Source organism: Roseateles chitinivorans (assembly GCF_050632145.1).
Classification (GTDB): Bacteria; Pseudomonadota; Gammaproteobacteria; order Burkholderiales; family Burkholderiaceae_C; genus Roseateles; species Roseateles chitinivorans_B.
The window spans coordinates 5,750,877-5,766,440 of sequence record NZ_CP192577.1; the positions used below are offsets into that span (position 1 = coordinate 5,750,877).

The following is a 15,564-nucleotide window of genomic DNA, read 5'->3' on the forward strand; positions in this document are numbered from 1 at the left end:
GGCGGGGTGGCGTCACAGCGGATACGAATAGCCCTGCTGGATCGCGCGCTCGTAGGTGCAGACCTCGATCGCGTCCCGGCGGCTGTCGAGGTAGTCCAGCAGGCCGGTGAACTTCGCGAACTGCGCCGCGTTGCCCGACGGGATCACGTGGAAGACGAAGATGGCCAGCCCCCGGCTGGCCGCCGCGTAGCTGGCGAAGTTGATCAGGTCGGCGCCGGTGTTGACGTTCAGGTCGATGCCCAGCGCCGTCACGTAGTTCGGGTCCGCGATCGGGAAGGTTTCCGGCAGCACGACCTTGGCCGTGATGGAACCGCTCGCGCCGACGTTGAACCCGCGCATCCCCATCGGGAAGTTGGTCCGGCGCGCGGCCTTCCAGTCCAGCGCATTGGGCGAGTTGTTGGAGAAGTAGGAGCCCATCCCGCCGCCGTTGACCCCGAGCGCCACCCACAACGCGCGCTGCGAGGCCATCTCCGACATCGCCTGATCGCCGCCGAAGGGCGGGTTCTCCGTCGACCAGGCCTGGGAAGCCACCTGCCAGCCGTGCAGCCGGCAGAGTTTCTGCATCTGCGCGACGCTCATCTGGAACTGGTCCGGACCGGCGCGCAGCATCGCGGCGACCGCGCCCGGGAACAGCGTGCCCGGGAAGCCGCGCTTCGCGAGTTCGAAGGAGGCGTCGGTCCAGGTGTCCGCGCGGCAGTCGTCGAAGGCGATCACCGCGGCCGCGCGGTTCAACTGCTTGGGGCAGACGAAGACGCCGCCCAGCAGGACCTGGGTGCCGACAGACACGCCGCCGAGCCGTGCGCCCGCATGCGTGATCGCCGCGATGTCGCTCAACTGCGCGTTACCGAAGGCCGTGAAGTCTTCGATCGCGAAACCGAGCACCTGCCATTCGAGCGTGGCGTTCCAGTTCACGCGCGTGCACTGCAGGTAGTTGCCGCCGCTCGCATTGACCGTCCCGCCGGTGTAGAGCCGGATGCCCGCGGTGATGCTGCCCGGGCCCGAGGCGCCGCCCGGCAGCACCTTGAAGGCGAGGTAGACGTTGCAGCCCGTCAGGTTGAGGGCGGGCAGCGGCGCGCCGGCCGGGATCGCCGTGACGGCGGCGCCCGATCCCAGCGTGATGCGCGGACTCGTGCCCATGTTGGCCGGGTAGGCGCTGGACGCGGTGTTGCCGATGTACGGGTCGGAGGTGTCGTCGGCCTTGGTCGCACCGCCGGTCAGCGCGGTCGGCGTGGCGGCGGCCGTCGTGAACAGGCCCAGGTTGCGACGCTTGGGCCAGAAGGTCGGCGGCGGCGCCGACGGGCCGGAGATCAGCGGCAGGTCGAAGGCGCCGGCGACGACGTCGGGCGGCGTCACCAGGGTCGAGGTCGACACCTCGGGATCAAGCGCCGCCGCGTGCGGCGGCTGGGTGGGATCCGGGGTGTCGTCGATCATGGGTCAGTGCCTCGCTACATCCAGCGGCACGGCCGCGGTCTCCACGAAGATCGAGGGACGGAAGCCCTCGGTGGTCTGGCCGCCGGCCGCCTTGCCCGAATCCGAGGCGAGGATCTCGATCGCCAGCGCCGACATCGGCTTCGCGAACAGGTAACCCTGCAGCTCGTCGCAGCCCATCGCGACGAGCTGGTCGCGCTGCGCCGGCGTCTCCACGCCCTCGGCCACGACCTTCAGCTGCAGCACCCGCGCCATCTCGATGACGGCGCGCACGATGGCCTGCGCCTCGACGCTGGTCGCCACGTCGGCGACGAAGCTGCTGTCGATCTTGAGTTCCTGCGCCGGCAGCTGGCGCAGCGAGGCCAGGCTCGAATACCCGGTGCCGAAATCGTCGATCGAGATGTGCACGCCCAAGGCGCCCAGCCGCTTGAACGCGCGTCCGGTGACGGTGGCGTGCTCCATCGCGACGGACTCGGTGATCTCGACCGTGAAGCGCTCGGGCCGCAGGCGGTGCTTCTTCAGGCCCTTCTCGAGCCGGACGATGAAGTCGTCCGAGCGCATCTGGTAGCCTGACACGTTGATCGCCACGCGCATGCGCAGGCCCATCTCGCGCCAGCGCGCGGCCTGGGCCAGCGCCGTGTCCGCCACCCAGTCGCCGATCGCGTCGATGACGCCGTAGCGCTCGGCGATCGGGATGAAGCGCGACGGACTGACCATGCCCAGCGTCGGATGCCGCCAGCGCAGCAGCGCCTCCACGGCGGTGACCTGCAGGGTCTGGGCGTTCATCTTCGGCTGGTAGACCAGCTCGAGTTCCTTGTTCTTGATCGACTCGCGCAGCTCGCGCGCCAGCGTCAGTTCCTCGCGGAGTTCCTCCTCCTGCACCGCGTCGAAGAACGCATGGCCGTTGCCGCCCAGGCGCTTCACCGAGCGCATCGCCGTCTGCGCGCGCCGGATCAGCCGGATCGAGCTGCCGTGTTCGGGCGACATCGCCACGCCCACCGACAGGCCCACGCGCAACGGCGTCGTCCCGATCAAGGCGGCGGCGCCCAGACCCTCGAGGACCTGGCGCACGAGCGCATCGGTCTGCGCCGGCGGCACCTCGCTCCAGAGGGCGAACTCATCCCCCGCGAGCCGCCCGACGAGGGCCTTCTTGCCGCCGATCTGCCGCAGCCGTTCGGCGGTGCGCACCAGCAGGTGGTCGCCGAACTCCTTGCCATGCTCGTCGTTGACGAGGCGGAAGCCGTCCAGCCCGATGTACAGCAGGCAGCCCTTGCCTTCGCGGCGCTGGAGCCCGTCCAGCGTGGCGGCGAACTCGTCCTCGAAGCGACGCGCCAGCAGCAGCCCCGTGAGCCGGTCCCGCTGACGCCGGCGACCGACGCGACCGAACCGCCCCTGGGCCGCCATCAGCAGGCCCAGAGTCAGCGCGACGCCCAGCAGGACGCCCAGCAGAACCCACATCAGCGTCAACAACAGCTCCGGAATCGACAAGGGAGGAAGTTCGCATGCTAGGGGCTGAACGCGCTTTCGTGGGCCCCCGTTCGTCTTCAGCACCGGAATGCGGGGGCAGGTCTCACCAGCCAGACTCGCGCGGCGTGAAGAACTCGGCGCAGCCCGGGCGATCGGCGCCGAAGTGCGCCGTGAGGCGAGGCGTGCGCGCGACAACCCACCCTTTGGGGCGATAGGCAAGCGCCGATAGGTGGAAACCCCATGCGCACGGTCATGTCAGCACGATGTCAGGCAGAGACAATGCGCGCTGTTTTTTTGTTTCAAAACTGCGCCTTTTCCTGATCTCCTGGTCACGAGCCGGGAGCGCGGCGCGACAACGGACGAACCCGGAAAGATCGAGCACAGCATGGCGCTACAGCATTTGACCGACGAGCAGGTGCAGACCTGGTCGCGCGCGCAGAAGGACGAGTGGTGGTTCAAGAACGTCTTCCGCGGCGACATGGCGCAGCTCTCGCTGCGCTCCGGCTTCACCGGCTTCCTGCTGGGCGGCATCCTGGCGGCGACCTCGCTGTACATCGGCGGCAAGACCGGCATCAGCGTCGGCGTGGGGCTGACCTCGGTGATCCTGGCCTTCGCGATGTTCCGCATCTTCGCGACGCTGGGCTGGGCGTCCGACTACACGATCCTGGAGAACAACTGCACCCAGTCGATCGCGACGGCCGCGGGCTACGTGGTCTCGCCGCTGTTCTCGTCGCTGGCGGCCTACATGCTGGTGGTGGACCGCATCGTGCCGTGGTGGCAGATGATCATCTGGATGGTCGTGATCGCCGTGCTGGGCGTGTTGGTGGCCTTCCCGATGAAGCGGCGCTTCATCAACGAGGACCAGCTCCCTTCCCTGAAGGCCGCGCCTGCGGCGTGGTGCTGGACTCGCTGTACACCGGCGAGGGCGGCGAAGGCATCTACAAGGCCAAGCTGCTGGCCAAGGTCGCCGGCGCCGCCGCGCTGTACCAGGCCATCGTGAGCGACGGCTGGATGAAGCTGCTGCAGTTCAAGATCCTGCGCATGGACAAATGGGCCGGCATGACCGAGCCCTGGACCTTCCATGAGCGGCTGGACCAGTACTACTACGGCCTGGCGGCCAAGGCCGAGATCTGGATCCCCAAGATCCTGGGCACCGACATCCGCGCGCTGGGCCTGCGCCTGACGCTGGACGCGGCGATGCTGGGCGTCGGCGGGCTGATGGGCATCGCGGTGGCGACGAGCTGCCTGCTGGGCGCCTTCGTCAACTTCGTGGTGCTGGCGCCGATCATGATCCAGGCCGGCGACATCGTGCAGCGCGTGGGCCCGACCGGCGCGCTGATCCCGATCTCGCGCGTGGAGATCGTCAACCAGTGGTCGATGTGGTGGGGCGTGGCGATGATGGTCGCGGGCTCGCTGACGACGCTGCTGGCCAAGCCCGACCTGTTCCTGGCGGTGTTCAAGGTCTTCAAGAAGAAGCCCGAAGGCAAGAGCGAGGGCAGCGACCTGCTGAACCACATCGAGGTGCCGCTGTGGATCTCCTTCGTGGGCGTGCCGGTCTTCGGCGTGCTGGCGGCGTGGACCTCGCACGCGTTCTTCGGCGTGCCCTTCCTGATGGCGCTGATCTCGCTGCCGCTGATCTTCGTGCTGACGGTGATCTGCACCAACTCGATGGCGCTGACCTCGTGGACGCCCACGGGCGCGCTGTCCAAGATCACGCAGTTCACGATGGGCGCGATCGACCGGTCCAACCCGGCGTCCAACCTGGTGCCGGCGGGGATGACGGCGGAGATCGCGTCCAACGCGGCCAACCTGCTGAGCGACATCAAGCCGGGCTACATGCTGGGCGGCAAGCCGCGCCATCAGGCGATCGGCCATGTGATCGGCATCGTGGCGGGCGTGCTGTTCTGCGTGCCGCTGTTCTTCCTGCTGTTCGTGCCGAAGAACGCCGATGGCGTGCGTTCGACGTCGACCATCCTCTCGGAGCAGTTCTCGATGCCTGCGGCCGTGCAATGGCGCGGCGTGGCGGAGATCATCGCCAACGGGCTGCACAGCCTGCCGGCGTCGGCGCTGATCACGATGGCGATCGCGGCGATCTGCGCGGTGGTGATCGAGGTCATCAAGATGGCGACCAAGGGCAAGTTCCCGCTGTCGTCGGTGGCGATCGGCCTGGGCGTGGTGCTGCCGCCGGAGTCGACCTTCGCGATGTGGGTCGGCGCCATGATGTTCTTCGTCATGGGCAAGCTCTACAAGACGCCAGGCACCAAGGGCTGGAAGCGCTGGGTGGACGGTTGCGAGCCGATCTGCGCGGGCCTGATCTCGGGCGCGGCGCTGATGGGCATCGGCAACGCGATCGTCAACGTGCTGATCTGAGTTTGAGCTTATCGACAGTCGATCGGACAAGGATCGACTTGGAACCGTTCCACGGGCGCCGTTGACGGCGGATCGCGTGGCACAATTCGGGCCCTTCGGGAGGCGTGGGAACGCCTTCCAAGGGCCCGAAGTCTTTTCTGGACGCCGGGCGATCGTTTACCGATTTCAGTCTGCCCGTAGCTCAACTGGATAGAGCAGCTGCCTTCTAAGCAGCAGGTCGGGGGTTCGAGTCCCTCCGGGCAGGCCATGTTGATCCAGCATTTGAGCGAACCGCGGCCGCGGCGCTCGCCGGCAAGTTGGACAGCGTCCAACCCACAGCCATTCAGCAGCCCCTCCCCCGGTCTTGCTAGCGCTTCATCACAGCCCGTCGATTCCGGGGAGCCATGGATCGTTCGCACGTCCTCATCACGGCTCAGTCGGGACCAGACGCCGCGATCCCATTCGATTTCGGCCGACATCAAGATGGCCCTGACGCGATCCTCAAACTCGGAATTGAAGAGATCGTCCGACCTGATGCGGAGGTCAACGACGCAACGCTCATCAGAAAGAAAATCCCCCAGGCCGTCTTCCCTGTCGATCACAGAGACGGTGAAATCATGGGTTCGGGCACATGCGACCTGTCGTCCCTTCTCGTCTGCAATCGAGAAAGCGACATCAAGAGCGCCGCCCAGTCTCGCCACGAGATCGTCGAACGCAGCACTCTTCATTAGGACGATGCTGAAGATCCGATGATGGATTGCTGCCATCACGAGGCACCATTGCCAGACAACCATTCCCCAGCACGCTGCGCGGCCAACGCCATTGCGGCGGACCGATCAGCCACGATGCAATTGGCTCCCGCAGTGCGGAAAGCGTCCACTTGCTCGGGTTTCGCAATGACCACGATCGGCGAACCAGCACCACGGAACATGTAGGTCCCGACATGCAGGTCATTGCCGTATTGATAGTCCAATCCGGATAGGTCGATCACCATCCCCGCCGGGTCCGTCATCGCACAGACCATGTTGAGCACGCGCCCGATCAGCACCGCATCCTCCAGCCCCTCCGAACCTGGCCGGTAAGTCCCGCGGAACCGGACCAGTCCGAACTTCATCCCGCCTTCCTCATGCACCTCTGCGGACGACTGGATGGTCGGGGAGTTGCTGTCTTTCGGTCAACGCAAACCTGCATCAATCCATCCCATTCGACCGGGCTGATGGGCGCTGACTCATCGCCCAGCGTAACGGCGACACAGTTCAGCAGCTTGAATGGCTGGGTCATGATCTCCGTCCGGGTGGCGCTGGGGAAATCCTCCGGAAAGGAGATCACGCCACCGAGCCGGTTTTCCGGCGAATCAAAGCATTCGCTCAGGGCCAGGTTCGCCAACCCGGGCGCGCGAAGCAGCTCCCCCAGATCCTCCGCCCTTACAAGCGCAATGGAATGCCCGTCACTCAGATGGAAGTCCACCAGTGGGATCGAAAGTTTCGGCAAGTCGACCGACGTCATTTCCTCACGACGCCGACCGAAGCACCTCTTCCGTCATTTCCATGACACGGATCATCTCGTAGGCCGTCATCTCGACAATGACAGGCGGCGCCTCGTCGTCGCCGTCGTGGTGCACTCGACTGGCCAGATACAGCCGGCCATGGTGGGGAATCAGAAAGCTGAGCGAACTGTCGGTGGTGGGACCGAAATCAAGGACGCGACACGCGCCAAACAGGTCGCCGTCGTCGTCCCCGGCGAGATGCGCGTAAGCCTCCTCGAGGGAGTGTTTGAAGAAGAACGGCTCGTACTTCGTGTAGTCGATCTTGCGCTTCAACGCCTCGGTGGCCCTACCAAGGGAAGCGATGAATTGGGGGACGTAGACCGAGTTATCACACTCACTGACATTCTTCCCACCAACAAATATATTGACGACCCGCATCATCCGGTTTCTCGAATCGAGCGGACCGACCTCCATCGAGAATCGCTGGATCTTGCCAATCATTTTCATACTCGGATGGGCCAACGTAGCAGCAATGCGTCCTGTTCACTGCGCAGGTTGAATCCTGCGGTACTCCTCGTCGCGACTCGCTCTGGACCAGATGCCGTACCGCCACTTCACGCCGCCCAGTTCGAGAGCTTTGCCGACACGCCTTTCAAAATCCACGTTGAACAGGTCCTCGGATTTCAACTTAATATCCAAGACGTAATCGTCATCGGATAAGAAGTCTCCAAGATCGTCCGTCCGATCCACCGCCGCTAGCGAGAATTCATTAGTCCCCCCTTGGGCAATGCGCCGACCCTTCTTTTCTTCAATCAACAAAGCAACGCGAAAAGCGTCTGAGAGCTTGGTCACCAGCGCCTCGAATGTCGAATTCTCGGCCAAGACAATACTCAGGGTTCGATTACTCATCATTGACTTTCCAAAAATCATCCACAGCCCAATCTGCGCTGAACATCGCCGCCTCGGGCCATCTGGTCCAATTCATGCGGGAAGAAGATTCTGAATCCAAACGGCTCATCCCTCAATCCTGGGAACGCGGCCCGCAGCTTCCTATCAATGGACGCCTCGATTTCCGACATTCCAAGAAGTTTCGCAGCATCCCGACGCCTGTTGGTGAAGACCGGGTCCGCCGCCGAGACATAGGATTCGACAAAACCATCGACGTCAAAATTGTTCAGATTGACAGGTCTGGCGATTGAAGGGTCGTGTGCCTTGCTTATGCCGCTGGCAGTACTCCCCCGATATCCCACCGACGCATTGGGATCCCCCGTCACCTCCTGGATCGCCGGCAGATGCTCCTTGAGAATCGCGTCGATCTGTTGTTGCGCGGCACTCAGATCATTCGTCAGACCCAGAGGATCGATCCAACGGAACTGATTAGGTGCATATCGGTAGAGATTGAATCCACCCTTCAACCCGATGGGGTCTTTGGATAGGAAAATTCCTCCATGTGCATCGTAGTAACGATGCCTGTTGTAGTGAAGGTCAGTCTCAGTATCGTGGTACTGCCCTTGGAAGCGTAGAGGGCAATCGACCTCTTCAACTGACGGCAGGACTCGTCCGCCCACCTCGTAACGCGCCGCCCAAACAATCTCCCCATCGACGGTCGTCAACCGCGTCGGACATCCGTTCGGATCGGTGTGGAACCGGAAGCTTCGACGATCATCCAGCAACGCCAGCGGTACAAAGCTGCCGGGGCGATAGAGATATTCCCGCGGCGCAGTCGCAAGCTGCTCGAAGACCAGCGAGTCGCCCTCCCAGCCAAACCGGGTTGTCCGGTCAAGGGTGCGCTTGAAGATCCGCCGCCCTAACGGGTCATAGCCGTAGTCGGTTGCCGGCTCCTCCAAGACTTCACCAAAGGTCGACCTCGCGCGACTGCGCACCAATCGCTGGTTCGCATCCCATTCCAACGCGAGCGTCTTCGGCTCGTTCGCGGCTTGTGCGGCTTCCAACTGCCGCTCATCACGCCGCTCGATGAGATTGCCCGCCGCATCGAAGCGGTAATGCACGCCTTCGCACCATCCTTCGCGGCGCCACTCCCCGTCGGCCTGCTTCACACCGGTCGTCAAGCGGTCTCCGGCCGGATCCTGGAAGAAGCGCTTGAGCTTGCCCTGCGGATCCACGTGCTCGGTGATCTGTCCCAGCGGGTCGTAGCGGAACTGGTCCAGCCCGAATTGGCTGTCCTTGCGATGCGTCAGGTTGCCGGCCGAGTCATAGGCGTACTGCGTGCTGAACAGCCACTCGCTCTCGCGCCGGACGCCCTGCCCGGTGAGGCGGCCTTCGCCGTCGTACTGGTACTGCCGCTCCAGCGCCGGCGACAGCGTCTCCTTGACCACCTGGCCCGCCGCGTCGCGCTCGATCGTGATCGGCGGTTCGTCGTTGATGCGGATGGACGTCGGCTGCCCGAGCGCGTCGTACTCGTAGGCGATCGTGTTGCCCGCGCTGGTCTCGCGCCGGATGCGACGCCCCAGCACATCGAAGCCGTTCCTGATCACGAAGTCGCCCTGCGCCTCCTCGACCAGACGGCCTTCGACGTCCAGCGTCCGCGTCACCGTCACGTGCTCGTTGGCGCAGGCGGTGAGGTTGCCGTTCGCGTCGAAGTCGAAGGTCTCGTCGAGCAGGCGCCCCGCCTCGAACGGATGCGCGAAGCGCTTGCGCCGGATGCGGCCGAGCTTGTCCGTCGTGTAGTCGATGGCCCGGCCCAAGGGGTCGACGCTCTGCGTCAGATGGCCGGTCAGGTCGAAGACGTAGCGCGTGACCTGGCCCCAGTAGTCCACCTCCTCGACGACCCGCCCGAGCGCGTCGCGCCGGAGTTCGTAGGTTTCGCCGCGCTGGTTGCTCACCCCGACGAGCTGTTCCTCGGTGTCGTAGTGGTACTGCACCACGTGCCCGTCGGGCTGATGGCGCTTGGCGATCAGCCCTTGCCCGAAGTACTCGAAGCTCGTGCGCGCGCCGTTCTCGTCCTCGTGGTGCGTCAGGTTGTCCTGCGCGTCGTAGGCGCAGCGGATGCGCGCGCCCGCCGGCAAGGTCGCCTCGACCAGCCGACCCTTGCGGTCGTAGCGGTAGCGCGTGCCGCGACCCAGCGGATCGGAGCGCCCCAGCACGTTGCCCAGCAGGTCGCGCTCGATCCGGGTCACCTGCCCCAGCGCGTTGCGCACGCTGACCAGATAACCGTCCGTGTCGTAGCCCAGGCGCGTGGTGGCCTTCAATGCATCGGTGACGCCCAGCAGCAGGCCGTCCCCGCCGTACTCGTAGACGGTCACCGCCCCCAGCGGGCTGACCTGCTCGGCCAGCAGGCCGCGCTCGTCCCAGCGCTGGCGCCAGCTCGCGCCGTTGGGATCCGTGATGGCCACGGGCTTGTCGCCCGCGTCCACCTCCACCGCCATCGCACTGCCGTCCGGCCGCGTGAGCCTCAGCAGGTTGCCACGCTCGTCGTAGACGTACTCGGTCCGGCGGTTGGCCGTGTCCACCACGGCCGTCGTGCGACCCACGTCGTCGTACTCGAAGATCGTGCGCCCGCCCAGCGCGTCGATCTCCAGGATCGGCAGGCCATGCTCGTCGCACTGCACGGTCGACACGTGCCCCAGCGAGTCGGTGATCCGCACCTCGTGGATCGCCGGCCAGTAGGCGAAGCGGTAGTCGTACAGCCCGCCGTCACCCCACGCGTGGACCACCTGCCATGCGTCCCCGCTCCTGTCGTACTCATAGTGGAACGAGAGCCCGGTGCGGTTGGTGTGCCGCACCATGTGGCGGCCGTCGTAGGCGAAGCGGTAGGGGTGGTCCAGCTCGTCGCGAACCACCACGAGACAGCCCGTCCCGTCGTGCTCGTAGGTCACGAAGGCATGGCTGAACTCGGCCTCGGGCACGTACAGCGAGAGCGAGCGGATGAAGCGCCCCGCGTACTCGACCAGCAGATGTCGGCCGCCGGACTCACGGATCGCGCTCAACCGCCCTTCCACCCATTCGTAGAGCAGCCAGTTGCCGCACCGGTCGGTGACGCGCCCCAGCGGCACTTCCGTCACCGGCCCCGCGGTGACGACGGCCAGCGACTTCGGGAAGTGATAGGCCAGATCGCCCTTGGTGCGCACCCGCCACTCATCGCCGTGGTCGCTGAGCCGCGCACCGTCCATCAGTTCCAGCACCGACGCCGCGTCGCCAGGCTCGGCAGGCAGCGCGGGGAACAGCGCCGGACCTTCCTCGGGATGGAAGAACACCACGCTGCCGTCGGCCGCGTCGATCTCCAGCCGCGCATCGGCCGGACTCTCCCAGCCGATGCCGCAGGCGCCGACGCGCTCCCGACCCGAGGCGTAGCTGCGCGCCCATGTCAGCGGGATGCGCCAGGGCAGGCTGAAGTCGCTCTGCTCGACGCAGACCTCGCCCGTCAGGATGTTCACCGGCTCCGCGCGCAGCACCTTGCACTTCAGGAAGCCGGGGTCCATGTTCTTGAACAGCTTCTGCCGGAACTTCTTGAAGCGCGCGCCCAGCGCCTTGCCGAGCCGGGACTTCGCCAGCTTGCCCAGGCCCGCGAAGGCGCCGCGCGCGATCATGCCCGCCATCGAGATCGTCGGCGCGCCGCCCACCTTCACGGTGTTGGGGATCGCCAGGTTGAAGCTCGTGGGCAGCAGGTTGGGCAGCTTGAGCTTCTTCTTCTTCGGCCGCAGCGGGCTGGGCATGCCCACCACCTGGCAGCCGAGCACCGGCAGCGCCTGGTAGGACATCGGATCGCCGTCGGCCACGACGGTGGCGCTGCCCATGAAGAGCTCGTCGTCCTTCTCCGGAATCATCGGCGCGAACGGGAAGCCCGGCGGGATGTGCACGACGATGGCGGAGGTGCCCGCCGTGGCCCGCTTCATGCCCATCACCTTCACCGTCGCGCCGATGAAAGGCAGGTAGTCGAAGGGATCGAACACCACGGACAGGTGGGGGTGGGCAGCGGGATCGGTCCCGCCGGCGTCGTGCACAGGTGGATGTCGATGCCCAGCTGCGGGTCGCCGTGCTTGGCGGAGAGACTCATGCGGCAACTCCTCGGGTCTTCGCCGGAGCCGGGCCCACGGCGCCCTGCATGGCGATCGGCCAGGTCGGCCCGAACAGGTCGCGCGCGCGTTCGAAGAGCCCGACGAACGCGGCGCCGGCGCCGGCCGCCTCGCGGTCGGCCCGCTCCTGGGCCTGCTGCAGCAAGACCTGCCCCGCTTCAAGATGCTGTTGCTCGATCCGTCGAAGCGCCGCCGCGTCGGCGGACGATTCCAGCGCGGCGGCCTGCCCGTCCAGGCGGCCATGCTCCCGCGCCTGATCCCGCTCGAGCTCGTGGCGGATCGCCTCGATGCGAGCGGCGCGCTCGGGCTCGATGAGCCGCAGCATCTCGAAACAGTGCAGCGGCAAGGTCGTCATCGGCCGCGACGCGGGGCGGAGCTTGTCCCCGACGTCCAGCGCCGGTTGTCCGAACGCCAGCGCCGCCTCAGTGTCGCCGGCACGCGCGAGGCAGAAGGTGCCCATGCGCAGCGCCTCGATGCGCATCAGCGGGTTCGGCAGCTCGGCGGCCAGTTGCTCGGCCGCCCGGTAGCACGGTGCCGCGGCCTTCGGCTCGCCCGCCGCGAGCCAGGCGGCGGCCTCGCCGAACCATGACTGCAGCACCAGTTGACCGCCGGCCGGATGCCCGGCGGCACGCGCGGTCTCCGCGCTCGTGCGCGCATGCCGGTAGTGGTTGACGGCGTCGTCGCAGCGGCGCTCCTTGAGCATCACGCCGGCCGTCAGCAGGCGCACCGCGACCTCCTGGTCGGGCCAGCCCTGCCGATGCGCGAAGGCCAGCGCATCCCGTGCCTTCAGCAGCACCTGATCGGCCGAGCCCTTCTCCGCCAGTGCGAACAGTCCGGTCAGCAGGTTGCGGAACACGCCGCCCGGTCCCACCGCCGGCTCCTGCGCGAAGGTCTCCTGCGCGATCGACCAGGCATCCAGCGCCAGCGCCTGCACCAGCACCTCGGGGTGATCGGCGCCCGCCAGACGCTCCAGGCGCGGCGCGCCGTCGAAGTCGGGCACGAGCAGGCGCACGCCCTCGGGCACGCCGGCCTCGAGGGCCCGGGCCACCCAGGCGGCCCAGGCCTCGTCATCGCTCACGCCCGCGGGCGACAGCACGGCGACCAGATGCCCGAACACCGCGTGATGCCCGGCCAGCGACGCCAGCGCCCGCATGAACGCGGCGGCGGTGTCGGGAACCTCGTCCGGCGCGAAGCGCCAGTCCGGCGTCTGCCCGGCACTGCGCAGCGCCTCGTGGCTCGCGGCGTACTGGCCCGCCAGCGTCTGCTTCAGCGCGCGCGAATAGGCGATGGCCTGCTCGAAGGGCGCATCGAAGACGATGAAGGTGTCGCCGCTGGCGCCGCTCGTGGCGCCGCCTTTGGCGTCCTCATGCCGTTGCATCTCGAAGAAGGCGTCCAGCATCCGCTGGCCGCCGTCCGCCACCTGCCACAGCAGCAGGCGCTTGTCCGGCAGGTCGATGAACGCCTGCCAGTGCTGCAGCAGCTCCGCGAGCCGGCGCTGGACCGGATTGACCGCCATGGCCACCCTTTCTTCAGCAGTTCAGGGAGATTTCAGTGCCGTTGACCGACACGCCGCTGGCATCGACCTTGATGACCGCGCCCCCGGCGCTGATCGTGATGCTGCCCGCGTCGATGACGACGGTGGACGCGCCGACGCCGAAGGTCAGCGACGCGGCCGAGGTGTAGGTGCCCGCGCCGGTCGCGTGCAGCGCCATGGTCGCCGTGGCACCCTGCGTCACCGCGCCGGTCGTCTGGACATCGAGCGCCCCCGTGACGGCTTGCGTGTAGCCGCCGGTCACGGTCAGCCGCTTGCCCGCGCTGACGGTCTTCTCCTCGCCGGCGGTGACCGTCTCGACGAAGTGGCCGTTGACGGTGTTCTCCCGCTTGCCGTTGACCGTGCTGGTCAGGTCGCCGGTCACGGTGCGCGCCGTCGCCCCCGTGATCGTCTGCGTGTAGCCGCCCGCGGTGACGGTCACCTCGTGGCCGGCATTCACCGTCTCCGCCAGCTTGCCCACCACGCTCATCGTGCGGTCGGCGTTGACGGTCAAGGTGTCGTTCACCGACACGGTCGTCGCGCGGTTGTTGTTGACCGTGTTGGTCTGGTCATGCAGCACCGTCGTCGACATGTCGTACTGCGCGTGCAGGGTCATCTGCTCCTGCCCGGCCGTGTCGTTCATGGACAGCTCGTTGAAGCCCGCGCCCTTGTGCGTCTTGGACTTGATCCCGCTGACCATCGCGCCGTCAGGCAGACCGTAAGGCGGCATCTGCTCGGCGTTGTAGAGGCGGCCGACGATCAGCGGCAGGTCGGGATTCCCTTCGAGGAAGTCGACGATGACCTCCTGACCGATGCGCGGGATGGAGACACCGCCCCAGCCCTTGCCGGCCCAGGGCTGCGACACGCGGATCCAGCACGAGCTGCGCTCGTCGCGCCGGCCGCGGCGGTCCCAATGGAACTGCACCTTCACCCGGCCGTAGGCGTCGGTGTGGATCTCCTCGCCGCCGGGCCCGGTCACCGTGGCGGTCTGCGGCCCCGGCACCACCGGCTTCGGCGTGCGCCGCGCCGGCCGGAACTGCTGGGCCGCGGGAATCGCGCCGAAGTCGCAGCGCAGCGCGGTCTCGCCGCTGCCCGATTCGCTCGCCGCCTGCCGGGCCGCCAAGGTCGTCGAGGTGACCAGGTACTGGCCGTTCTGGTCATCCCGGGGATGCCGGCTCATGGAGAGCAGCCGCCCCACGCACACGCCCTGGGCATTGGTGCTGGCGGTGAGGACGTTGAAGCCGCTGTGCAGCTCGTCCAGCCGGTCCTCCGCGTATTGCGTGCCGTCGGCGGACTGGTGGTAGCCGCCGGGGAAGTCGAAGATCTCGCCGTCGGACAGGTCGTAGCCGCGCGAGCGCGACTGTTCGGTCAGCAGCGAGGTCGACGGCCGTTCGAAGTCGTAGTCGGTCAGCACCACCTTGCCGGGCTGCATGCGTTGCTCGCAGGTCCACCGGTCGATGTGTTCCAGCTGGGGCGGCGCCTGGTCGCCGCCGCCGTAGAACGGCAGCGATCCGCAGCCCGGCGCGCTGTCGTGCGCGCCCGCCGCGTCGCAGAGCACCAGCTTGTGGCCGCGTTCGTCGTGCTCGAAATACCAGTAGATGCCTTCCTGTTCCAGCAGGCGCGCGACGAAGTTGAAGTCCGTCTCGCGGTACTGGACGCAATAGACCCAGGGCCGGTACGGGCGCATCAGCTTGAATTCGAAGCGCGCCACCGGATGGTCCTGGAACACCGCCGCCACGATGTCGGGCACGCTCATGTCCTGGAAGATGCGGCAGTCGGCCGTGCGCGTGAGCAGCCAGGGCCAGGGCTTCAGCGTCATCTCGTAGACGGCGTGGCGCCCCTCGAATCCGCCCTGCACGAAGCGGGCGACATGGCCGCTCAGCCGCCGGACGTCCGCGTCGCGCAGCGCGATGGTCACGGTGACGGACTTGCCGAGCAGGTCGCTCGCGGCGATGTCCATCCGTTCGCTGAGCAGGCGCAGGCGGATCTCGCCCAGCTCGCTCAGCGCCTCCGTGGCGTCGCAGGCGTGGACACGGAAGGTGCCCTCGGGCAGCGGGGATTCAAGCCGAAGTGAAGCGGTCATGGCGCGCAATGTCCGGTGGGGCCTGCATTAGAGGTAGCGCCTCCCCGGGGGTAAAGCGACGAAAGTCACCACCTCGGCACCCTGCGCAGGGGACGTGTTCGCAAGGGGTACAGGCCGGCGGACTGCCGGACGCCAGGACCCCTTCTGGCCACCGTCATTGCCTCGCTGCGCGAGGCCATGCTGCAAT

Annotated in this window: 10 protein-coding genes, 1 tRNA gene and 1 pseudogene; 3 read left to right on the forward strand and 9 right to left on the reverse strand. The window is 66.8% G+C overall.

Going from position 1 to position 15,564, the window contains the following annotated elements; genetic code table 11:
* Window positions 1-12: 12 nt before the first annotated feature.
* Both ACQ86G_RS26385 and ACQ86G_RS26390 read right to left on the reverse strand, forming a co-directional pair.
* Window positions 13-1,431 (reverse strand): hypothetical protein, encoded by a 1,419-nt coding sequence (locus ACQ86G_RS26385; RefSeq protein ID WP_431258052.1) that lies wholly within the window; start codon window positions 1,429-1,431, stop codon window positions 13-15.
* A 3-nt stretch (window positions 1,432-1,434) separates the two neighbouring features.
* Window positions 1,435-2,886 (reverse strand): putative bifunctional diguanylate cyclase/phosphodiesterase, encoded by a 1,452-nt coding sequence (locus ACQ86G_RS26390; RefSeq protein ID WP_431261503.1) that lies wholly within the window; start codon window positions 2,884-2,886, stop codon window positions 1,435-1,437.
* 487 nt (window positions 2,887-3,373) lie between these two features.
* Between ACQ86G_RS26390 and ACQ86G_RS26395 the strand changes: the two are divergent.
* From ACQ86G_RS26395 to ACQ86G_RS26405, 3 genes and pseudogenes are all read left to right on the forward strand, one after another.
* Window positions 3,374-5,265 (forward strand): annotated as a pseudogene (locus ACQ86G_RS26395) (OPT family oligopeptide transporter).
* A gap of 170 nt (window positions 5,266-5,435) precedes the next feature.
* Window positions 5,436-5,512 (forward strand) — tRNA-Arg (locus ACQ86G_RS26400).
* 136 nt (window positions 5,513-5,648) lie between these two features.
* The gene (locus tag ACQ86G_RS26405) at window positions 5,649-5,975 is read left to right on the forward strand and encodes a hypothetical protein (RefSeq protein ID WP_431258053.1); all 327 of its coding nucleotides are present in this window, start codon (window positions 5,649-5,651) and stop codon (window positions 5,973-5,975) included.
* Window positions 5,976-6,010: 35 nt separating this feature from the next.
* Here ACQ86G_RS26405 and ACQ86G_RS26410 read toward each other — a convergent pair whose 3' ends face one another.
* From ACQ86G_RS26410 to ACQ86G_RS26440, 7 genes are all read right to left on the reverse strand, one after another.
* Window positions 6,011-6,358, reverse strand: coding sequence for a hypothetical protein (locus ACQ86G_RS26410; RefSeq protein WP_431258054.1), 348 nt, complete (start codon window positions 6,356-6,358; stop codon window positions 6,011-6,013).
* Window positions 6,355-6,750 carry a hypothetical protein gene (locus tag ACQ86G_RS26415; protein WP_431258055.1) on the reverse strand — a complete coding sequence of 132 codons (396 nt, stop codon included), beginning with the start codon at window positions 6,748-6,750 and terminating at the stop codon, window positions 6,355-6,357. The genes ACQ86G_RS26410 and ACQ86G_RS26415 overlap by 4 nt, the downstream gene beginning before the upstream one ends.
* Before the next feature lie 4 nt (window positions 6,751-6,754).
* Window positions 6,755-7,231 carry a hypothetical protein gene (locus ACQ86G_RS26420; protein ID WP_431258056.1) on the reverse strand — a complete coding sequence of 159 codons (477 nt, stop codon included), beginning with the start codon at window positions 7,229-7,231 and terminating at the stop codon, window positions 6,755-6,757.
* Between the two features lie 42 nt (window positions 7,232-7,273).
* Entirely contained in the window at window positions 7,274-7,612 is a 339-nt protein-coding gene (locus ACQ86G_RS26425; protein ID WP_431258057.1) for a hypothetical protein, read from the reverse strand.
* A gap of 44 nt (window positions 7,613-7,656) precedes the next feature.
* On the reverse strand, window positions 7,657-11,643 hold the full coding sequence (locus tag ACQ86G_RS26430; protein WP_431258058.1) for an RHS repeat-associated core domain-containing protein: 3,987 nt from the start codon (window positions 11,641-11,643) through the stop codon (window positions 7,657-7,659).
* A 97-nt stretch (window positions 11,644-11,740) separates the two neighbouring features.
* The gene (locus ACQ86G_RS26435; RefSeq protein WP_431258059.1) at window positions 11,741-13,279 is read right to left on the reverse strand and encodes a hypothetical protein; all 1,539 of its coding nucleotides are present in this window, start codon (window positions 13,277-13,279) and stop codon (window positions 11,741-11,743) included.
* Window positions 13,280-13,292: 13 nt separating this feature from the next.
* Window positions 13,293-15,377: a type VI secretion system Vgr family protein gene (locus ACQ86G_RS26440; protein ID WP_431258060.1), complete on the reverse strand. Its 2,085-nt coding sequence runs from the start codon at window positions 15,375-15,377 to the stop codon at window positions 13,293-13,295.
* Window positions 15,378-15,564: the final 187 nt, after the last annotated feature.